Here is a 22,196-nt window from a genome sequence, read left to right as displayed (position 1 = left end):
TGTGTTCAGGGGAAAGCCTGGTAGGGCTAGCGAAGCCCTTTCTCTGCCCTGAGTGCTTTGATTGAATCCATAAGCACCTGTAGGCGATCAGCCCCCCGAGTGCTTGGATAAAGTGTGCACAGATCAACCCCATGCTTTTCAAAATGTTCGGCAGCCTCTCGATATTGACTCTTCTTTTTGGCACCAGAACCTTTAGCTCTGCCAATATATCCTTCCTGATTTTCCATAGGATGAGGGCGGCCATAGAGCCCAAGCTGACGCATGATTTCCGTTCGCAGCTGCATAGCATTGCTCAGACTTTCATTGGTTGAAAATATCTGTTCCTTTAATCGATAAAGCTCGCGGAGGTCGCTTTCCATCAGCCGGAGCATAAAGTCACCCTGAGTGCGAATTTCTTCTGGAGTGCACCGAGCCATTGCCTCAACAGCATCCTGGTAAGCCGAAATGGCAGCTTCAAGAGCGGTAGTCGCTGCGCTCAACTCTACCAAGGTTGGGAAGCTAGCGGTCAGAGATTCCAGTTTCTCTGTACTTGGAAATGACCGTTTATTCAACCAGTGTTTGGCCTCAAGGCGTGATGGTACTTCATCACCGAACTCTTCTTCTGCCTGTCCCTGTATCGTTCTCAGGTTATTGATCGTGTGATCACAGCTTTTGGCCAGAGTAGAAACCAGATTGATAGTGTCACGGAATCTTTCCAGCATCGCATAACCACAATCAGTCATGATCCGTGCTTCATTAATTTCCCCGTTGGCTTTGCTGAGAGCTCTGGTCTGATATTTTCGAGCTTGAGCGGTGTTACCGGTTTCGAAATGTTTAACTGCCTTATCCAGTTCTTTCTCCCAGGGCTCTTTTTCCGCGGTTATCGCAACCGTTGCGGTCGCTGAGAGTGGTGTTGTTTCCAGCGTGAACATAGGTTCAGGTTTATCGTCATCATCTTTTGTTTCGGAGCCTTCACTGCCAGCAGTAGGCTTTTTAGGATGATGTTTCGCGGCATAGGCGGCGGCTTTGGCATCAGCCTGCTCCCGACGAATTCTTAGTCGCTCCGCTTTCGCTGTGCTGTTTCTTTCCTGAATTTCCCTTTCCAAAGCCCGCAGCTCGTCAAGCTCTTTTGCCAGGAGTAACTCTGCAGTTTCCTTGGCTTTCAGAATGCGGTCAGGCTGTCCATGAGCTGGCAATACCCAAGTGAGAGGAAGCTTCTTGGTATGAGCGTAGAGATCCATGATGATCTTGGCAGCGTACTTTTGCTCCTTGTTGCTGTCCACACTGTCATCAATGAATGTTTGCAGGGTTAGAAACAGCTGTTGTGTCTGGTTTGATAAATGACTGTGAACAGGCGAACCGTCGGGCAGAGTCCAAATGCTGTCGAAATGAGGCAACAGACTGATAATGGCTGCCGAAAGCGCATAAGTGCCGCATTTATGTGCAGCTTCCATGGCTGTAGCCAGAGTATCGAGCATAAGTTCCTGCGTGCCCGGCGATAGTGTGCATTTCTTGATTTCGGGTGAACAAAGAGCATAGAGCAGAGCCATAGGCAAAATGCCGGGCACCGCTGGTTGTGGGTTTGCCGATGGTTTCACCATCTCAGTACACAGGTGGTGAGTCAGCTTTGCGACCATACCAATGAGACCGCTAAAGGCATTGTTATGGTCTGGCATATACAAAAGATATTTCAGCAACAGCATGGCAATCATGGCCTGAATCTTCAGGCTGGTTTCCTCAGAAGTTTCTGGTGTGATGGTGTTTATAAACTGAGGAATCAGCGCGTCGATTTCTTCCGAAAGAGTTTCATAGCTAAACCCAACGCCTTCTTCCGGGCGGGCTGAGTAATAACATTCAGATTTGCCAAGATAAGGACATTGCTGGAAGGGGTGGCTGATTAACTTGTAGCAGGTTTCTGTTTCCAGCATCCCGCTGAGTGTGTCGATCACATTCTTGGGTAATATACCTTTTAATGCTTCTGCACGGCTTTTTCCCTTTGTAACTCCGCCAATGGCCCGACGTAAGGCCATCATGCCGTCGTCCATCTCGACTTCTATGCGTGTTTTGGGAACAGGCTTCGAGGCTCCTGGGCCACGTTCTTTGCCTTTTACTTTTCCTTTCTTCCCTTTTGTGCCTGCCTTTAGACTTGGAGTCGCGGACTGTTTTACCCCAGTCACTCCTTTCAAAACTGGCCCACCAGTTGCCGCTGTTTCGGTGGCGGGTTTTGGAAATACATCTGCAATCAGCGAAAACCCTAAATCCTGTTTCTCTTCTGTATCCCGTTTTAACGTCGACACTCTTTCGCAGAACCGGGTGCTGGCACTGAGCCTTGGCGCGAAATCAATATTTGGAGGTTTGGGAGTGGCTGTAGGGCTTTGTTCATCGGTTACCGGATCAACGTCCAGTGGCAGATCTTCTGTAGAAACTTCTTCTGTGAGTTCTTGCTGGTCAGGAGCTGTTTGTACCTGCACAGGAAACATCTGGTTGTACCGATAATAATAAAAATTAATCAGGTTTGCGTATTCGTAAATATGAACATCTTCAGGTGCCAGCATAGTGATTTCATTGGCTATGCAAGCCAGTTGCATGGGAGTCAGTTCTGGATTGTTCAGCGCGTGCCACAAGTAAATGAGAATGGCCCGGGATGATGTTTTTAGGGGGGCTGATTTGCCTCCTGCAATAAATTTCTGTTCCTGAACAGCGAGGCTCTCGGCTGTTTCCCTGACTATCAGAAGACGTATGGTGAAAAAGTTTGTGCCTTGGCAGAAGTAGGGAAAAATGGCTTCGTTTAACGGATCTTTTCCCGCTGTGCACACGATTCTGTCATCCTTTGACATAAATCGCTCAAGCATGCTGCTAAGTTGAGAGTGCATGGCATCCGTAGGGACGACCACAGTCAAAACCGGGCACCCCTGAACATGTTCTGCGTAAATCACTCCCTGACCTGTTAATGGCTCAAGGTATTTGCACTGGTTGCAATACTCTGCAAAAGAACCTGTGACTGCAGGAAAGCCGGGTTGTGTTCTATGTATAGACAGATACCTGATGACATCACTCACAAGCTGCATGCGAAGCTGATTCATCTCTTGTGGAGACGCTTTTGTCACGGCAGTTGGTTGCTGGGCACCATCTGTTCCAGTATCTGAAAGAGCTGGATGCTTTTCTTTTGTATTTGTATTTGTATTTGTATTTGTATCGGGAGGAGCTGTATCCGCCTCATCTGTTCCTGTATCGGAATCAGTTTGTCTCGCCACTTCTGGATCTGTTCCTGTATCCAGCAGGATTGTTTTCGCATCTGTTTGAGTAATTGTGTGCGTATCCAGTGATGGAGCGCTATCGATAGAAGCGTAGGGATCAGCTTTAGGGATTTCAGGCGTAACTGTTGGTTTTTTCAAACCAGTAGCCGTCAATGGCTCTGGTGATGTTTCACGAGAATGAATTAAACCTGTTTGTCTAACGTCCATTGGAGTGTCCCTCCTCCACCTGTGGAACTCTGTTTGATAAGTAATGGAGGAGGAAGTTCGGAGAAATGCCTGATTCAATGTTCCTTGGTTAGTTCAGCGAACAGCACTGTTAGAGGCTGTTGAGTATTTGCCGGATTTTGGCCACTCCCTCGATAATCTCTGCTTCGGAGCTGTTGGCAAAGCCCAGAACCAGGCCGGTTTTCTGGGGTTCACCCAGAAAATAGGAGCTGAGAGTCGAGCTGTAGATTCCCTGTTCCTCTAAGCGTTTATGGAGCGATGATTCTAGATGATGAAACTCCGGCTTCAGATAAAGCACCTGATGCATACCCGAACCGCTGCAGGGGGCCGTGCACCAGGGAGCCAGAGTACGGCAGGCAGTTTGCAATGTTTGTTGCTTTTTTTCATACAACAAACGCATACGCCGGATATGGCGGCTGAAATGGCCTTCCCGAATAAAAGAGCTGGCGGTGGCCTGAGTCTGCAAAGGAATCTCCCCAGCCATTGCCTGGCGGGCTGTGATAAAAGGTTTGACCAGAGATTTTGGCAGTACCAGATAGCCTAAGCGCAATGCCGGAAACAATACCTTACTGAATGAGCCAATATAGATGACCTGCTGGCGAGAGGATAATCCTTGCAGGCTAGCCAGTGGCCGGTTGCGGTAGTGATATTCACTGTCGTAGTCATCTTCAATAATCCAGCAGTTATTTCTTGCTGCCCAGTTCAGAAGTTCGAGTCGCCGATCCAGAGGCAGGATTGCCCCAGTTGGGTACTGATGGGCTGGTGTTGTGTAAATCACTCTTGGGCAGACAGGCAGGCTGGAAAGTTTGTCAGTGATTAAACCTTGATCATCTAAAGCACAGGGTTGAAGTCTGGCTCCGGCGGCAAGGAAAGAACGATGTGCTCCACGATAGCCGGGTTCCTCGATAGCGGCATATTCCCCCTCATTAATCAGAAGTCGGGCACAAAGGGCAAGGGCTTGCTGGGCACCGTTGGTGATAACGATTTGGTCTGGTGAACATTTTACGGAACGGGACGTGCGCAGGTAATCGGCAATGGCTTCTTTCAGTGCGGGCAAACCTGCCGGATTACCAAATCCCATAGTGCTGCGACGGGTAAGTTGGCTCTGCTGGTTCTGGACTTTATTCCACAAGGAGAAAGGAAAAGCCTTTAGGTCGGGTACACCAACGGTAAAACTTCCATTTTTCACGGGAGTATTGTTGGCCTGTGGCGAGGGGGCTTTGTCGCAGAGCTGGCCATAGTTGGAAAGTGTGCCGTGAAAACTTTCTTCAGAGCTTTGCTTTTGTGTTTTGCGCGAATGGAGCCATTGCTCAGGCAGTGAATCTGCGACATAAGTTCCTGAGCCGGTTTTTGCTTGTAGATAACCTTCTGCCAACAGTTGATTAAACGCTGCGGTAACAGTATTTCTGCCAATATTGAGCTGCGCTGCCAGTATGCGGCTTGGTGGCAGGCGGGTGCCCGGAGGCAGATCTCCCTCAAGAACCCTGAGCTTTAGTTTCTGATAAAGCTCCTGAAATAAGGGACCATTTTCACCTGTTAGCGTTAACCCTCGTATCTCTGTAGTTGTGCAGACGACCTCCATAAACTGGCTCCATTAATAAATAAGAATCGGCTCCTAATGGTGGGGCCATTGTTTTTTAACATAAGCAGCAAGAGGACTCAAAACTAACCAGAGAGGAGTGGGTTGTGGAGACTTTAAAAGAGACGGAAAAGACAAGATTGGGGCGGGCTCGCAATCTGGCGGTTTTTGATCGAGAAACACTGTATCAGGTTTTTGATGAGGCTCTGTTGATTAACATTGGCTTCAATATGGATGGGCAGCCTTTTGTGATTCCTACTCTGGGATGGCGTGTGGGTAATAAGTTGTATACCCACGGTAGTGTGAAAGGGCGGATGATGGAATGTCTAACCAATGGCGCGCCTTGCTGTATTACCGCCACAATTGTTGATGGCATGGTTCTGGGGCGTTCAGCATTTAACCACAGTACTAATTATCGTTCCGCCATGGTGTTTGGATCCATGAAACTTGTGGATGACCCTGCAGAAAAAGAAGAAGTTCTCAGGTTGTTTGTTGAACATATTGCTCCTGGTCGCAGCGAAGAGGCTCGCCCACCATCGGTTGGGGAATTAAAAGCTACAACGGTTTTGAGCATCGATATTGAAGAAGCGTCTGTGAAAGTGCGCAAAGGTCCGCCTAATACCAAGGAGGGTGACAAGGGTCGTGATGTTTGGGCTGGTGAGATGGTGATGCGTCAAGTTGTAGGGCCTATGGTTGCTGATGAACTGGTTCCTGAGGGGATGGCTGTGCCAGATTACAGTGCAGCCTGGGGAGAGCGTTGGGAAGGGTAACATCATAGAAAGAGCTGGTGATAAGGAAAGAACTCTCTAGAATGAGAGTTCTATTAATCACAATAAAAACAAAATTGATTATGACCATCACTGCCGTAGCGCCAGCTCAATCCAAAGCAAAAGCAGCCAAAACAAAATCTGCCCGCAAAGTGTCTGTACGCACAGGAAAGCGCTATCGCCCGGGGCGGGCGGATGATCACTATGATGTGATTGTTATTGGCTCCGGCATTGGTGGTTTAACTACAGCCGCGCTGTTGTCTCTCTTGGGGCAAAAGGTCTGTGTGCTGGAACAGCATTATACCGCTGGTGGTTACACTCACTCCTATGAACGAAACGGTTACGAGTGGGATGTGGGCGTTCACTACATTGGTGAGGTGCATAAACCTTATACAACTTTGCGCCGGGTGTTTGATGTTATCAGCCAGAACCGTTTGAAGTGGGCGGAGATGGATCCGGTTTATGATCGCATTCTTTTGGGGGATGAAACCTTCGACTTTGTAGCTGGTCGGGAAAATTTTATCCAAAGCCTGGAGAAGGCGTTTCCGGAAGAGTCAGAAGCGATTCATAAATATGTGGACCTGATTCGCGCTATGAGTTCGGCCACACCAAAGTTTTTTGCCGGGCAGGCTATGCCTCCTGTTATGGGCAAGCTTTATAACCGGTTCCGTTCACGACTTGTTCCAAAAGAGTTTTATCAAACTACCCGTGAAGTGTTGGAAGGTTTGACCAGTAACCAGAAACTGATTTCAGTATTGACAGGGCAGTGGGGAGATTACGGTCAAGTTCCCAGTGACAGTGCGTTCTTTATGCATGCGTTGATTGCTAAACATTATCTGGCGGGTGGCGCTTACCCGATTGGCGGTTCTTCTGATATTGCCCGTGCCATTATTCCCACCATTCAGGCTAATGGTGGGGAAGTGTTTACTTACGCTGATGTTGAGCAGGTTGTTGTGCAAAGCAACAGAGCAGTTGGCGTGCGTATGGTTGATGGCAGTGAAATTAAAGCTGCACAGGTAGTGAGTAACGCGGGCTTTATGCCAACGGTTAATAGCCTTTTACCGGAAGATATTCGGAAAAAAATGGGTGCTGACCAATGGGTTGAAAAAGTTCAGCATTCCAGTGCTCATTTATGCTTGTATGCGGGCTTTAAAGGAACAACAGAAGAGTTGGAGCTCGATACTACCAACCTTTGGATTTACCCCAATGGTGACCATGAAGGAAATGTAGAGGCTTTTCTTAATAACCCGGAAGCGCCTTTCCCGCTAGTGTATGTGTCGTTTCCTTCCGCGAAAGATCCAGATTGGGAGAATCGTTACCCAGGGAAATCCACGGTTGAGGTGGTGACGATTGTGAATCGTGATTGGTTCGAGCAGTGGCAGAATACAACCTGGGGGCAACGGGGTGAGGATTATGAAACGTTCAAAGAGCGCTTTGCCCAACGGATGTTGGATGAATTGTTTAAGCAGCGCCCACAGTTGAAAGAGCATCTCGATTTTTATGAGCTCTCTACACCTTTGTCTACACGTTGGTTCCAGAAAAATGAGAAAGGAGAAATTTACGGATTGGATCATTTTCTTGATCGCTTTGACCAATCTTTCCTGCATCCAGCAACACCTTTGAAAGGCTTTTACCAAACGGGAGCTGATGTGATGACTGCTGGTGTTGGTGGCGCAATGATGGCAGGGGTTATGACTGCGTGCAGTATGCAGGGATTCAAATCTGGCCGGGTTATGAAACTTCTGAAACAGGGAGTAGAGGTAGCATCTTAAATTCTTAAGCTGTGCAGGTGGGGCACAAAGCTAGCAAAGCCGGGAGAACTGCTACACTCATGTGCCCTCAATAACTATAGTTGGTGACACAACGCGGATGCTGGCTCGATGGAAAAGAATCTGGTTGCGCTATTCTCTTCTGGCCGCGCTGGCGATGATCCTGACAGGAGTGGGCATTAGCAATGAGTGTTATGGGGGGAAGAAAGCACACGAAACGAACGGAGAAGGCTCAGGCAGTGAAAGTGAACAAGAAGATGAGCCGCCTCCATCCTCTGAACAGTTAATGCGGGATCTTCTTCAACAAGTAGAAAATGAGGCGAGATATGAGCGTCTCAGAGAACGGATACACGGTAGAGGTTTTTCTATTGAGCAGGTTGGGTACCCTGGGGGTACTCCACATTTGGTTGATTTTTCACAGATTCTTCATAGCCAATTAAATCGCTATATCAATGCGCTATTTAACTGGATGGCTTTCTGTCGAGCCGAGGAGCAACTGACTCTTGATGGAGAATGGACTAAGGCTATAGATGTACAAAAGAGCCTTACGGATTTTTTAACTGCGCAGGATCCTCTTTTATATCCAGGTCTGGTTCATCTGATTCAACTCGCTCGTAAGAAATACGACGATTCAAAGATAAATCATAAGAATTATCTGCAATCAAGAATTGAGTGGATCAATGAGGTTATTTTCCCAGAAAAACTTGAACCTATTGACTGGGACAAGGCCTATGCCGACCTTGTTGAAAATATGAAAACATGGAATGGGAATGTGGAGGACTTTAAAAAGACAACAACGCTTGCCCTAGAGAGAGAAATTGCAACACGTTTTGAAGAAATGAAAAGTGAAGGGGCTACTTTCGGGGAAATTGAAGGACTAAGAATAAAAACAGAGTGGGTAACTGAGCATCTTTGTGAGCGGGATCTTAATACCGCGGCCTGTTCAAACCTAGAGACAATATGGGAAACATGGCTGGCATTGGGCACTCAGATAGTAGATGGAGATTATGAAGGAGAAATTGATCCTTTGCTTCAAAAACAGTCCGCGTTTCTTTTAAAGTCTTTACGGGAGGGAAAGTATTATGAGTTCCCTCAGCAGGTGTTAGGATTAGCCTGGTTACAGCAAACAGCTATTGAATATGGTCGTGCGACTAAAGCCAAAAGAAGGGAATGGTTTGCTACTCTAAGCGATTATGAAGTACCAGCGGTGACTTATGTTGTGCCTGTTGATTACGCAAGTGCCCCTCCCGCGAAAAAAATGAAAATGTCTTGTGAGGAAACATCTCAATCTACAGAGGAGGTGTATGTACCCGATCTACAACCTGTAAAGGATTCTGCTGATAGTATTCCTATTCCTCGATCGCCCTCGATTAAAAAGGTGCCGGGAGGTGTAACACTTGGTCCGCCTCCGAGCGGTCCGGCAAGCCCTGTTCCTGCGATTTTGAATATATCTGTTCCTTCTCCCTCAACCCCCAATACCGTTAGATTTACTCCTAGCCCTGGGCCAGATAGAAGACGAGACTCTACTCCCGCACCACCAACAACAGCATCGGTATTTCAGATGCCGAGCGAACAAGTTTTCAGCTCGTATCAGAACTCTCCGGCAGCAGGTACCAGTCAGATTTTTTTTACGGCGGGTCCTGGTGGAAGTATGACACCACTTTCTATTCTTATCCCAAGTCAAAGCATGGCATCCCGTGGAAACCCTTCGCCTCCAAAGCCTATTCGAGGATCTTCTCTTAGCCCGATCGTGAATAGTTACTCTGCACAAGATTCTGTGACTACATATGGTGCACCTGTGCCACTGCCTACGGAGTGGATGATGATGGGAGGAGGTGTTCCACAGTTCAAACCAGATAGTTAAAAGCTGAGCGACGAAAACTATAAAATTTGTTGACTTAAAACAGGGAAAATCATTTCGTTGCCCCTACAATTTCTGGTTGTAACCGTGACTATTGAACTCACGGGTCTGGAGAAAAATTAATGGTGTTTTCCCTTCCTTATAAGGCGGTGGGCTATGGCCTGGCCACAGCTGCTGTTGCCTTTACTCTCTCTGCGTGTACATCTGAAAAACCTGTTGAAACTGATTCCTTTAAGCAAGCTTCGCTAACTGATTTACAGAAGTTTTTTGATAAGTCGAATGCTGCAGTTGTTGATGCCCGCAGCCCTGATACTTTTAATGGCTGGCAGACTATTAATGGCGAAACTCAAACTGAACCGGGTGGACATGTGCCGGGTGCACAGTTGTTTTCAGCTCAGTGGATTGAGCAAAGTGCTGATAACGTAGATCGTGCGTGGCAGCGTACAGGTATAGAACCTGATCAGCCGATTATTGTTTATGGGGATACTGTTCAGCAGGCAGAAACTGTTGCTCGTTGGCTGGTGGATGAACAAGCAATCTCTCAAGGTCATATTCGGGTTCTTGCTGCCGGTGCTGAAGCTTTAGCAAGCGCTCTTGATAAGCCACTTGATTATCTGCCAGGCTTTCGATCATTAGTGCCACCGGCCTATGTTGCTGAAACAATCAAGAAAGATCCGAATGTAAAAGTTGTTCAGATTGGCTGGGATGGTGGCAAAGGTGAAGATTACCGAGCAGCCCATATTCCTGGTGCTCTCTATTGGGATGACCTGGAATTTGAATACCCACCCATTTATGAAGCGTTGCCTGCCGATGATATAAGGGCGTCACTGGCTCGTCTTGGTATTACTAAAGATTCTTCTGTGATTGTTTACAGTACAGAATCTATTGGTGGTGGCCGAGGGGCTGCCATTATGAAGTATGCCGGCGTAGATGATGTGGTGATGCTGAATGGCGGTATCCAAGCCTGGCAAGCGGCAGGCTATAAAACTGATGCTGGTTGGGAAGCTCCAATTGCTGCAGATGAGTTTGGTATAACTGGTTTGGGCAATAATCAGGTGATTATTGATGTAGAAGACGCCGAGCGTTTACGCAAAACACCAAACAGTGCTTTGGTGAGTATTCGAGCCTGGGATGAGTATACCGGTGCAGTAAGTGGGTATAACTATTTCAGTAAACGTGGGCGTATTCAGGGGGCTTTGTGGGGGCATGCCGGAGATTCTTCATGGGATATGAATCATTATCATAACCCTGACCACACAATGCGAAACTTCCACCAAATTGCTGAGTTTTGGCAAGAGTGGGGTATTCAGCAAGATATGAGTCTGTCGTTTTATTGTGGCAATGGCTGGCGGGCTTCAGAAGCCTGGTGGTATGCGCAGGCTATGGGATATAAGAACTCAACAGTGTATAGCAGCGGCTGGATGCGCTGGCGTGAGGATGAGCGGCCAGCGGCAAAAGGCGAGGTGACGGCTGAGCAATCGATTGCTCAGTGGTTGGAGGCTTCTCAGGGGGGAGAGGGTGTTATGGTTGTGGATTCTTTGTAGTTTGGTGGATGAGTCTGGGGCGTTGTGGGCGTCCCAGGCAGCTTGCTGCCGTACACGACGCACTTGTTAACTGCGATTACGCTCTGGGCATTTGCCAGAAATTAATGACTTATATATTTTTACTTGTCCGTAAATTGGGTTGCTGCATCGACAACAACTCACTGAGGTAAGAAGGATATTGATAGGTACGGCGATAAGAAATAGAAAAAGAGGGGCAGTTTGAAAATATGGCAATATTAAAATCATTACCAATAAAGATATTGTTAGTGTCGCTACAGCTATGACAAATGCTTTTCTTACATTCATTTATGGGCGGTTTTCTATTCGATGTATTTTATTGATAAGCCATCAATCGTCTGCTTTGAAAAGTACTCATGTCCTGTTAGCGAGTGATTTATTCTTAGCGTGCGATTGTTATCCCAAGATACTTGTAGCTTTCGTTCTTCAGGGTGACCATCCAATCTTAAAATATTGCTTGGCTCATTCTCTAGATTTTTTACAGACGCAGTGATTGATATATGAGTGCTGAATCCTGTTGTAGCTCCACAGTCTCTTTGGAAAATCATTGCTGTATTTTTTCCATTTGGTGATGTGTTACTTGAGAATATTTCATTCCCACACATATCGTCAGTTAGAAAATATATACCACCACCAAGAGCAATAAGAATAAGAGCGATTAATGCTAACGATTTAAGCAGGAATATAATTGAATTTTTGATGATCTTCTTCAAGTTAGCTTACGATTTGCACAGTTTCAGGGGAAGTAGTTAGCGCGAAGTTGTGGGGCGCCGAAGGCGTCCCTGGCAGCTTGCTGCCGAACACCAACGCCTTGCTAGCTGCATATAAATATTTACATAGTGATATCAAGGGTCTCTAGAAATGAATGAATAACATCCTCATCTTCTCCTGCTAACTCATAGTCTATTTGAGTCATTACTAGGAGTCCTGAGTCTCTTGTGCCATAAGTGAGAATATACCTTTTAATATCAGTACCTTTGTACTTTGATGTGACAATTTTTCCGGTTAAAACTGTTCCATCCGCGAGCGTTACTGATGTAGGGTCAGAGTTAACTTTATAGCCATATTCTCTCTCTTCCTTGGTAACTTCTCTGGTGAACATATCAACGAGCCCGACAGGACTAAAAGTTGAGTATTCCTGAACAAGAATGGCATTGCCTAAAGGTGTCATCATAACTGTTTGAGTAATACCTTCCCCGAGATCGGTCGTGGACGGGATATATTTACTCGAATGATCAAAGGTGAAACTATCAGATTTGAAAGATATTATTTCCTTTAAATTTAGCTCTAGAGATACACTGTCTTTTCCAATTAAGACGGTTTTCTTATCACCTAAGGATAAGTCGTATTCTGTGCCATTGATGTTTAGTGTGTAATTGCTTGCAAAAGCAAAAGAAGTAGTAAGCAAAGACAAAAGTGCACAGATTTTTATTTTTTTCATATAAGGTTCCTAAGTTAATTTAGTTTACTGGTGCAAAGATCAGAATTTGTTTTTTGATAAGATTGCAGGTGTTGAAGTTTGGGGGGGCAGCTTGCTGCCGTACACGACGCTCTTGTTAGCTACTTATTTATTTGTCATCTCTTTATAAGTTTTTTTGATCAAAGAGTATTTGATTGCATCCTTTCCAAAAATGGGACTGACATTGCTAAATCCATACAGTCCGAGCCCACCTATGATTGTACCGACAGGGACTCCCGGAAGCATAAATATGCAAATGATTATCCCTAGAAACTTACCCCAAGTTTGCTTTGTCAAAGTACCATAAATAGCAGCGCCAAGAACGAGTGCAGATGTTGAAAAGATGATTGGCAATAGTGGGGGGGCAGGTTTACCAGCTGTAACTAGTATGATTATCATAAATGCACTTAGAATGAAGCCTGCACCCCATACAACGCAAACTAGTAAAATCCGGTGCCAGTTGTTTATTATCGATTTAAGTTCATCTTTACTCAGATTAAGATCGTTTTGACCTTCAATATTGCTTTCAGGTGGAGAATATATTGTTGTTCCCATACTTCTTATTGTAACTCCAATGGTTATGTGTGAGGAAGCAGCTAACGTCCGCATGATGGGCTCCGCTTGCGGCGTCAAAATCATACGCTTGTTACACGCTTGTGCCGACAACGCCAGACAGACCAAGCTTTTTCTGGCATTGCACGTTGAATGTTTGTGATTGAACTGGCCTGCCAGCTGCTTTGAATTTTTAGAGCTTGCCTGACTTAAATGAGGAGTTTTAGGCAACCCAAAACCAAAATGCCAGCCGGAAAACTCTGGGCTGGAAAACGATACGAAACTTGGGGAGCACAATGCTGATGCTGGCGTGCACTAAGGAAAGAGGTACGCTACCGCCTGCCAGCCGCACTGACATTAAATCAATGCACAATATTTAAGCTGGCATTGCATGTGGAGTAAACGACAATGCTATCACGCCAGCTTTCCAGAATTAATTTTCTTTAATGCAACTTATGAAGGGCAGGGGAGCAAACGATTGAACTCCCCAAGCGTGTGGGGCGCCGTAGGCGTCCCAGGCAGCTTGTCTGCCGAATACCAACGCCTTGTTAGGCGATTACTTGCTCTTTAAAGAGACGACCTTTGTACTAGCCCATTTGTCGTGCCACCCTTGTGGGTGACCATTACCACCAAAAAAGGAGAATGCTTCAAATGGGATAATACGTATCAATGTTCTTCCAGCTACTTGCCCAAATGTTGGTTTTTTTCCTGCGTAGTCAACGACTTTAGTTTTGGTAATCATTTTTCCTAATGTTCTTCCCCATAAGACTTCTTGTGGAAGGTAATACAAGAGAAGAATAGTAATACCAAAAACTATATCGTGAGCATTATCGATGATATGTCCCATATCAGTGCTGTATAGAGCAATTGATAGGATTATCGCGAGCAGGTAATACCCGATGGTATCAAGAATCATGTTTGCAAAACGCTGACCTGTAGTAGCGATTGGTAAATCTTGAACAGTGACCATCTCTGATAACTCAGAATCAGGAGCGCTATAGATACTTTCGTTCATTTTTTCTTTTCTATTGCAGTGGAGTTAATTACGAAGAGCGCCTAACGCGAAGTTGTGGGGCGCCGAAGGCGTCCCAGGCAGCTTGCTGCCGAACACCAACGCCTTGTTACGCGAATAGAGGTTGAAGATATTTCTTAACTATAGGCTTTTAGTAGTTTAGACAATTAAAAAACAATTTTTCTATTGAGTATTAGTACAACTCTTTTAGAGATAGAGGTATCTCATCAATTGTGTGTATTTTTTAATGCTTAGTAGAAGTATCAGATTATTATTAATCAGAGCTCGAATTACTTATGAGAATTGTATTTCCAAATAGTAGGTGACAGGTAGGCATAAAGAATTCCTATTATGTAAAGAGGAACTACGGGACCTTTATATAGAACCAAGTCGAAAATGTTAGTGTACCCTTCAATTGACATCCGAACTTCATCTGCTATGGCGATCACTATCCATATTTTCCAGAAGGTATGCGGTAGTAATCGAACTTTAAATACATAAAATATTGCTGATATGTAAACAGGTATATTCAAACTTAGCTCTGCTAAGCCTATTAATGTTGAATTGTCCATAGTCCAAATATATAAATCAATGTAGTGAATAATCTTGAACCAAAGATAAAAATTAACTGGTATTAGTAACCAAAGACTACGATCAAACAAAGATGTATTTTCTCTTGTGAGTTTGCTCTCTGGAGCTTTGTATATGTTCATAATTTATTAATGTGGTCGATCATTCATTGGTATCATCAAAAAGGTTGGGGGGATATTACTTTAAGATTTTTATCTTTCGGAGGTATTCACCATTAAAAACCTATTTCTCTGGAATTATGCGCGTAACGCCTGCATGTGGGGCGCCGAAGGTGTCCCTGGAGCGAAGCGACGAATACCATGCGCTTGTTAGCTGCTGCCAGCCTAAAGCGAATCAATACCGCTCTTTATGATATAGCCGTAGATTAAGACTGTGTATGCAAATATAGACAGCATAAAATTAGTAACTATTAGAAATGTTTTTCTGAAAATTGAAGGAGTATCTTGGTAATGCTTAATTAAAAAAAAAGCAAATGCAAGAAAAGCAAAAATCTGAATTAAAAACCAAAGGCTTTCGTTGATCCCTAAAGAATATGGGGTGTTTTCATTGGCTCTGATTAAATAGTCAACAGCAACTTCACTAAATAAGATTGATGTGAACAGTAACCAAGCCCGAAGTAAATTATTAATGATCATCATTGGTTTAACCTTGGTCTTGGCTTGTTTGGACAAACAGGTGTGAAATATGTTTTTGGTATCACCTTATCATGCCCAATATCTATTCCGTCAAAGTTATTAAGACCAATGCCACCTGAGTGTTTTATAATGCTTTGAGCCCAGCTATTACTGTTGTATCCAAAGCCACCAGTTGGATACTTGACTCGATCCATGTTTTGGTTGATCGAATAATAATCGATTAAATTTAGGAGCTGTTTAATACCGCCAGTGTTAGAAGTGTTCTTAAACGTGACTTTTGAGACCTGAGTGTCAAAATCAGATTTGAAAATTGACACTCTTCTAGGCTCAAAATATTCTAGCGTCGCTTGGTAATCACTTTTTTCAAAAAACTCAACTACCAGATTTCCTCTGTTCTGTGCCCCAATGACATAGCCTATTTTATTATTTCCAATGTTTTTAGGATGTACCTTTTTTCCTAATAGTGTGGCTTCCGGGTGCGAGTTTCCAGAGAGTTCAATTATTATGAACTGATGCGTACCAATTCCGAAACCAGCTAAATCCCTAGCTGCCAAATACACTTCCATGTTGTTTCTCTTCTTTCGTGTTTTAAGTGAACTTAAGTTTAGGTAATACTATTTGATTCTTGAGAGTCAGTACAGCATGTGAAATTGTGCATGCGTACTCTTTGCAGCTAACGCGAAGTTGTGGGGCGCCGCAGGCGTCCCAGGCAGCTTGCTGCCGTACACCAACGCCTTGTTAGCCGCACTTTACTCATGGCTTTGTTAGCGGATATTACCTGCGATTTCTCTTAGAGCTTGCTTAAAATCTAAGAGGTGGGTGTATAGGAAATACTCACCATTGTGGGTAAAGGTCCAGCCAATGAAGCCAGCATTGATGAAGACTGTCAGCCAGAATATTGTACGGAAAGGCTGCTTGGACGTTTTATGGTTGAATAGCGTTTGGGCAAGGGCTGCTCCAGGCCAGCCACCAAGCAAGGAGAATGTGTGAAGTGTATTCTCACTAACACGCCACCTACCTTTTAGAGCTGCCGATTTATCTCTTCCGTAGGCGAGAACTGAGATAACAGATAACCCTGCAATCAGATATATCATCTCTATGGGATATCTGTTGATAGATACGGCATAACAGTGGAACCCGGTAAAGCAGAGTGCAAATATAGTGTTAATAATTGCAGGCAGCTTACTCTTCTTTTGATTTAAGAGTTTTACATTTACCGCGCAAAATCGACCTTTTGAATCTTTCGAGGTTTTATACTCAACCTCTTCACCTACTAACGATGCTGAAAGCCTGAATTTACAGTCGGTGGTATGGACAAAGATATCTTTGCCATTACTCCCCCCAATGAATCCGAATCCCTTGGTTTCATTGCACTTTATGATTTTTCCCTTCATTCAAATTTTACTCATTACTGCTATGTGCGGCTAACGCGAAGTTGTGGGGCGCCAAAGGCGTCCCAGGCAGCTTGTCTGCCGAACACCAACGCCTTGTTGTGCGTGGCCTTGCCGGTTGAGATTTACCGGCGCTGGCATTGCACAAACTTTGCGAATTGTTGGGGTGAGCTTTGCCAGCAGGCAAATCCTAATTTCTGTTTAGCAATGAAACCTGTAGCCACTGGAAACCTTTGTTGCGGCGAAACTCAGAGGTTTGGCTGGCATTGCACGTTTAAATATTACTTGGATGTATATTGCCAGCTCCACAGGGCGAGAAGAGCAGGCTTGGAACTGAAAACCATAATGTTTGTGCTGGCAAACTCAAAGGCAGCCCGAACAAATTAACAGGAATACTCGTTGAATAACGGTGTTTCAGGATTCCCCAAACTGACGAAAATAGTGATTGCCAGCTTTACCAAACTCTTGGTGATTTCACAGGGTAAACACTGGCAGAGAAATTAATATTTTCACCCTGCGCACAACGCCCGCATGATGGGCGCCGCTTGCGGCGTCCAACCCATGCGCTTGTTACAAGTTTGTGCCGACAACGTGAGACAGACCAAGCGTTTGCTGGCATTCCACGTTGAATGTTTGTGACTGAACTGGCTTGCCAGCTGCTTTGAATTTGTAGAGCTTGCCTGACTTAAATGTGAGGTTTTAGGCAACCCAAAACCAAAATGCCAGCCGGAAAACTCAGGGCTGGCAAACAATACGAAACTTGGGGAGCACAATGCTGACGCTGGCGTGCACGAAGGAAAGAAGCACGCTACCGCCTGCCAGCTGCACTGACCTTAAATCAATGCACGATAATCAAGCTGGCATTGCATGTGGAATAAACGACAATGCTACCACGCCAGCTTTACAGAATTAATTTTCTTTAATGCGACTGGTGAATGGCAGGGGGGCAAACAATTAAACTCCCCCAACGTGTAACGCGAAGTTGTGGGGCGCCGTAGGCGTCCCAAGCAGCTTGTCTGCCGCACACCAACGCCTTGTTATGCTTTTACTTAGGGATATCGATAATATGATAAAATAATACTGATGTGTTTACGCAGGTCAAAAGTATCAACATCATGCACTTCTAATAAACCTAATCTTATACTTGATGAGTCTTTTAAAGTATTAAGAAAATCGACTAGCGAATTCTTATCTCTTGGTACTTCATATGAGAAGTGGGATACGTTTTTATCAAACTTTATTTTGTTCAGTGTGTATTTTTTATCATCTATTTGAAGATAAATATCGTTCTCTTCACTGTTTCCATGTACTAAGTAGGTGACTGTTAGCTTCTTGTATTCCTTTTTTATAAAAAGTGATCCAGGATGAACTCTAACACTTGCATTATAAACTCTAGGAGAGTACTCAGGATCTTCAAAGTTGAGAGACCAAACATTCTTTCCTGTTTTGTTAAAGATACAGACCTCGTACTCAAAGTTTCGGAGTGCGAGTGGCGACATATGTTTTATTGATACTGCAATACTAGCTGAATACTTTGCAACTTCAGGATTAACTGAATGTTTAAACATTTCTATTTCTACTTCTTTTTCAGTTCTCCCTTTTCGATAAATCTCTGCAGCAGCCCAAACCATAGAGGATCTTTCTTCGCACTCTTTTTCAGCAACATCCTGTGCTTCAATATTTACAGTCATAAAAATTAATGTGAATAATACTATTTCTTTAATCATTATTGTGGATGTTATGTATGAGAGGTGTTAGATCTGTATAAAGGTATAACGCCCGCGTGTGGGGCGCCGAAGGCGTCCCAGGCAGCTTGCTGTCGAACACGGCGCGCTTGTTACGTGTGATTTAAACTCGTTACAGAATTGCAAGAAGGACAAGTAGAAATCTTTAGATGTTCAGGTACTTCCCAGGTATTGTTGCATTCGCTACAAAGTCTCCATTTACCATCAATTTTTTCTGATACGATCATGCTTTCCGATGGTATCTGAGAACCTAAGTGTTCATTGTTTCCGTGTAGGTCAGGTTCTAATTTATAAAATAGCCTTGCGCACTCAATCTTGAATTCACCATCGATTGTAATGTGTATCTCTTGCTCTGGTGCATCTTTAAATTTCCCAGCACTACTGGAGAATTCTTCCGGTCCGGTTGTTGTTAGGCTGGTGATGCTAAAACAGAGTAACTCAAAAGCTACTGGGTTCCATTGCGTTTGAAATAGAAGCCTAGCATCAAACTTATGGCTCATCACCATGGCTTTATCTTCCATAACGTAGCCACGATTTATCATCTGCATCTCTTTCAGCATGCTATCGTGAAAAGTCACAATCTCATGTAGAAACTTATCTAAATCTTTTGCAGATTTAATTTCGATATATTCGTTCATACTCTTTCTACACGTAACGCCAGCATGTGGGGCGCCGTAGGCGTCCCACGAGCGAAGCGAGGAACACCATGCTCTTGTTAGGGCCTAATATTTGACCCACGTGGTTCCTTGCTTTTTATACGCAAGTGGAGAAATTGTATAACCAAGTTCACGGTATGCTCTGTGCGCCGCAGAGCTAGCAATACTAACAGCTAGGGGTTCATCAGAGCCTGTTACGAGAAGAATATTTCTTGCTGGCATAAATACAATTAAATCACCATTAACAGGAAAGTTGTCTTTACTCCATAGGTTTTTATTTAGAATTGCTGACGATTCATACATGTCATCGATATATAGGCTAAATAAATTACCTGATTCTCCTATGTCAAGCCTGTCGATAATATAGCTGTTCTCTTTATAGTATTTTCTCAGGTTATCAAAGGATGACTTTTTGAAAGATTCATAGTCAGACGAAAACTTTGATAACTCATCGTCCATTATAAAACGTACACTTGTTTCAGTGTCATATGCATAGATAAGATAAAGATCGTCATTAACTTTTTCGTGTAAAAGGAATGGGTCTCCTTCTGCAACGTTCATCTGCTCGTGAACTGCTGAGATGTATTCTCTCGGCTTTATAACCGGGATTATGTTTTCTAGACTATTTCCCATTGGAATTCGTGTATTTTCAGAAAATGGTCTAATTCGATTTTTTAGTGATTCTTCCAAGCTTTCTCGACCCGAGATGTAATTCTTATACGAGTTCCCCAAGAAAACTTGGAGTGTATTTCCATCTTCATCCTTTACATCAACTGATAGGGCTTCAACTTTATCAGTCTGATAATCAGGAAATGCACTATTCATCTTTTCTATATATAAGTCAGTGTAATCGTTCTCAGATATAAAATTAGAATTAGCAAACGCAATAATAGGAGCTATTGCGAAAAGAAATATCATTATTTTTCTTGTCATTTAGGTAATACTCGGATGTTAATGTGTGTATGGCCCTAACGCCTGCGTGTGGGGCGCCGAAGGCGTCCCAGGCAGCTTGCTGCCGTACACCAACGCCTTGTTATGTTCGTTTGTTTAGGCGCATGTGGATGAGAGCTACATGCTCACCTTTTGGCGACTTAAGTGGTTTGACCCCATAAGGCTTAAAACCAAGCTTTGTGTACATTAAAATGGCTTGAGAGTTGAAATTAAAAACAGAAAGATGTGGTCTAGCATCATAGCGATTTAGGCAAACATCCATCATATGCGCTATCAATTTCTTGCCAATGCCCTGACCTTGGTATTCACTGCCAACAATAACATTACCTATAAAAGCCTGCTGTCCCTGTACGATGTCATAAAGATTGCTGAATGCTGCTACCTGCCCATCTATGTCACAAATCGTTAAATCGTTTCTAACTCGGGCTATCTCTTCGATCTGTCTCTCATCCCAAGGGAATTTTCCATCCGCGCAGAATGAAAACAGTTCTTCAGGAGATTTAGCTAAGCGAGATATTGCTTTGAAATGTTCTTTTTGTGCACTCGTAAATATCATTATTACTCCACGAACATAACGCCTGCGTGTGGGGCGCCGAAGGCGTCCCAGGAGCGAAGCGACGAATATATGATGCGCTTGTTAGGCGATTGTCAGGTTGGCACTTAGTTTGACGAGAATACAAATCGTCTTGGAATTGATCTTGTCTATTTTAGATAGTCATGAATCAAAAAATATCGGTAGCCGATTATCGTTGGAGAAGGGTATTAGGGGATGTAGCTGAGGCTTTTCTGGGAGATTTATATGAAATATCTCGAGCTTTTCTGTCTAGATAACTCTTTCCTATAACCCGATAATTCTCGATATCGCTTTGAGTTAAAACAACAATAACTTCATATACTCCCACTCCACCACACAAGACCCCAAGGCACTTTTCGTTTTTACCGTTCTCGAAAAATCTATACATTCTCTCTCTATCAATAAATATATCTTCTTGTTCCATTTTAAATGCTCGTGAATAGAGGTGAGGTTGCTATAGATGTGCGAAGCACCGCCTAACGCCAAAATCAGGTGCGCCGTAGGCGTCACCTGGATTTTTTTGTTAGGCGTCTGGAGTTGAAGTAGTCATCACAAACTTCCTTTGATGTACCAATCATCCAGTATTCAGTTTTAGGAATTTTTTCGTGATTGGAAACTTGTTCGTAAAATTCATGATCACCATAAATACAGGCATAACTTGATGAAACTGCAAAATACTCAGGCGTAGGGTACTGTTTATATAAGCTATCCAAAGACGCTTTTAGCTTATCCCAGTCAACTAATGTGATTCTAGGATCAACTCTATTATGCTTGTGCACATTGTAGTAAAGCCTTGCATAGATCGAATTTCCTTCAACTGACACTAAATTTGTTGACCAATAGTTTATGAAACCATCGACACTTTCCCAGCTTCCACCCCACTTTGGCACGAGCCTTGTTAAAAGAACTTCGTAAAAATCATAATAATCAGGCCATTTCTTAACACTACTATTAAAGACATCTATGGCAGATGACTGAGTACTATTTGTATCAAGACTAACTGCTAACAATAGGTTGTATAAAATTGGAGTGTCTTTCAGATTACTGTTACTTGCCAAAATAGCAGTTTCTGTCTCTAAAAGCTTATTATTGAAGCGTCTAAACTGATCTGCACTTGTTTCATTTGCATACTTAGCTCCTCTAGCATTCCAAGCTTGAGAGTAGCTGTATCTAAGCTCGGCAAACTCTACGAAGATTGATTCAGGTATAATTGATTTCCACTCTTGAATTTTAAATGCATCATTTTCATCTGCTCCAGGAGCATGCATTTCGTTTCGGTAAAACCAGTAGACAGCGACTGATCCTGGCTTTCCAGAAGAGAATTTCCTATCACTTTTCAATAGGCATGAAAGCGTTTTATCTACTAGCTCGTATTCATCATTATGATAAGCGATTTTAGTTAAGCTTAATGTCTTTTCATAATTCTCCCAATCTATAAGCCTTGTTGAACACTCATCAGCATAAGATGAAACTGGCAATAATAAAATAATTCCGATGAGTATTTTTCTTAATCTAAACACTGTGTACTCCATTTTGTGTTGATGTGTTGACGCCTAACGCCTGCGTGTGGGGCGCCGTAGGCGTCCCAGGCAGCTTGCTGCCGTACACGACGCTCTTGTTAAATGCGAGTT

Annotated in this window: 18 protein-coding genes; 4 read left to right on the top strand and 14 right to left on the bottom strand. The window is 43.9% G+C overall.

What is annotated here, in order from left to right:
• Positions 1-26: 26 nt before the first annotated feature.
• On the bottom strand, positions 27-3,443 hold the full coding sequence (locus ACY2RR_RS21065; protein WP_490110161.1) for a hypothetical protein: 3,417 nt from the start codon (positions 3,441-3,443) through the stop codon (positions 27-29).
• A 109-nt stretch (positions 3,444-3,552) separates the two neighbouring features.
• Positions 3,553-5,043, bottom strand: a complete 1,491-nt coding sequence (gene pdxR / locus ACY2RR_RS21060; protein ID WP_490110160.1) for a MocR-like pyridoxine biosynthesis transcription factor PdxR — start codon at positions 5,041-5,043, stop codon at positions 3,553-3,555.
• Between the two features lie 104 nt (positions 5,044-5,147).
• Between pdxR and ACY2RR_RS21055 the strand changes: the two genes are divergently transcribed.
• From ACY2RR_RS21055 to ACY2RR_RS21040, 4 genes are all read left to right on the top strand, one after another.
• A complete protein-coding gene (locus ACY2RR_RS21055) occupies positions 5,148-5,810 on the top strand; it encodes a pyridoxamine 5'-phosphate oxidase family protein (protein ID WP_490110159.1) in 663 nt (220 codons plus the stop codon).
• A 41-nt stretch (positions 5,811-5,851) separates the two neighbouring features.
• Complete coding sequence (locus ACY2RR_RS21050) at positions 5,852-7,579, top strand: phytoene desaturase family protein (RefSeq protein WP_490110158.1); 1,728 nt, start codon at positions 5,852-5,854, stop codon at positions 7,577-7,579.
• A gap of 97 nt (positions 7,580-7,676) precedes the next feature.
• Positions 7,677-9,440 (top strand): hypothetical protein, encoded by a 1,764-nt coding sequence (locus tag ACY2RR_RS21045; protein WP_490110157.1) that lies wholly within the window; start codon positions 7,677-7,679, stop codon positions 9,438-9,440.
• A gap of 119 nt (positions 9,441-9,559) precedes the next feature.
• Positions 9,560-10,981: a sulfurtransferase gene (locus ACY2RR_RS21040; RefSeq protein WP_490110156.1), complete on the top strand. Its 1,422-nt coding sequence runs from the start codon at positions 9,560-9,562 to the stop codon at positions 10,979-10,981.
• Between the two features lie 320 nt (positions 10,982-11,301).
• Here the strand turns inward: ACY2RR_RS21040 and ACY2RR_RS21035 are convergent, their stop codons facing one another.
• From ACY2RR_RS21035 to ACY2RR_RS20980, 12 genes are all read right to left on the bottom strand, one after another.
• The gene (locus ACY2RR_RS21035) at positions 11,302-11,712 is read right to left on the bottom strand and encodes a DUF5412 family protein (protein ID WP_490110155.1); all 411 of its coding nucleotides are present in this window, start codon (positions 11,710-11,712) and stop codon (positions 11,302-11,304) included.
• Between the two features lie 119 nt (positions 11,713-11,831).
• The gene (locus ACY2RR_RS21030; protein WP_490110154.1) at positions 11,832-12,440 is read right to left on the bottom strand and encodes a hypothetical protein; all 609 of its coding nucleotides are present in this window, start codon (positions 12,438-12,440) and stop codon (positions 11,832-11,834) included.
• 123 nt (positions 12,441-12,563) lie between these two features.
• Complete coding sequence (locus tag ACY2RR_RS21025; protein ID WP_490110153.1) at positions 12,564-13,241, bottom strand: hypothetical protein; 678 nt, start codon at positions 13,239-13,241, stop codon at positions 12,564-12,566.
• A gap of 325 nt (positions 13,242-13,566) precedes the next feature.
• Complete coding sequence (locus ACY2RR_RS21020) at positions 13,567-14,025, bottom strand: RDD family protein (RefSeq protein ID WP_490110152.1); 459 nt, start codon at positions 14,023-14,025, stop codon at positions 13,567-13,569.
• 1,222 nt (positions 14,026-15,247) lie between these two features.
• A complete protein-coding gene (locus ACY2RR_RS21015) occupies positions 15,248-15,814 on the bottom strand; it encodes a hypothetical protein (RefSeq protein ID WP_490110151.1) in 567 nt (188 codons plus the stop codon).
• 198 nt (positions 15,815-16,012) lie between these two features.
• Positions 16,013-16,642: a DUF1294 domain-containing protein gene (locus ACY2RR_RS21010; RefSeq protein WP_490110150.1), complete on the bottom strand. Its 630-nt coding sequence runs from the start codon at positions 16,640-16,642 to the stop codon at positions 16,013-16,015.
• A 1,046-nt stretch (positions 16,643-17,688) separates the two neighbouring features.
• On the bottom strand, positions 17,689-18,366 hold the full coding sequence (locus ACY2RR_RS21005) for a hypothetical protein (RefSeq protein WP_490110149.1): 678 nt from the start codon (positions 18,364-18,366) through the stop codon (positions 17,689-17,691).
• Between the two features lie 110 nt (positions 18,367-18,476).
• On the bottom strand, positions 18,477-19,022 hold the full coding sequence (locus ACY2RR_RS21000; protein WP_490110148.1) for a hypothetical protein: 546 nt from the start codon (positions 19,020-19,022) through the stop codon (positions 18,477-18,479).
• Between the two features lie 84 nt (positions 19,023-19,106).
• Positions 19,107-19,973, bottom strand: coding sequence for a DUF1444 family protein (locus tag ACY2RR_RS20995; protein WP_490110147.1), 867 nt, complete (start codon positions 19,971-19,973; stop codon positions 19,107-19,109).
• A 100-nt stretch (positions 19,974-20,073) separates the two neighbouring features.
• Positions 20,074-20,547 (bottom strand): GNAT family N-acetyltransferase, encoded by a 474-nt coding sequence (locus ACY2RR_RS20990; RefSeq protein ID WP_490110146.1) that lies wholly within the window; start codon positions 20,545-20,547, stop codon positions 20,074-20,076.
• Between the two features lie 187 nt (positions 20,548-20,734).
• Positions 20,735-20,989 (bottom strand): hypothetical protein, encoded by a 255-nt coding sequence (locus tag ACY2RR_RS20985; RefSeq protein ID WP_490110145.1) that lies wholly within the window; start codon positions 20,987-20,989, stop codon positions 20,735-20,737.
• A gap of 82 nt (positions 20,990-21,071) precedes the next feature.
• On the bottom strand, positions 21,072-22,085 hold the full coding sequence (locus tag ACY2RR_RS20980) for a hypothetical protein (RefSeq protein ID WP_490110144.1): 1,014 nt from the start codon (positions 22,083-22,085) through the stop codon (positions 21,072-21,074).
• Positions 22,086-22,196 lie beyond the last annotated feature (111 nt).

It is taken from the genome of Parendozoicomonas sp. 2304DJ65-17 (genome assembly GCF_058148445.1).
This window is presented reverse-complemented; position numbering and strand designations above follow the sequence as displayed.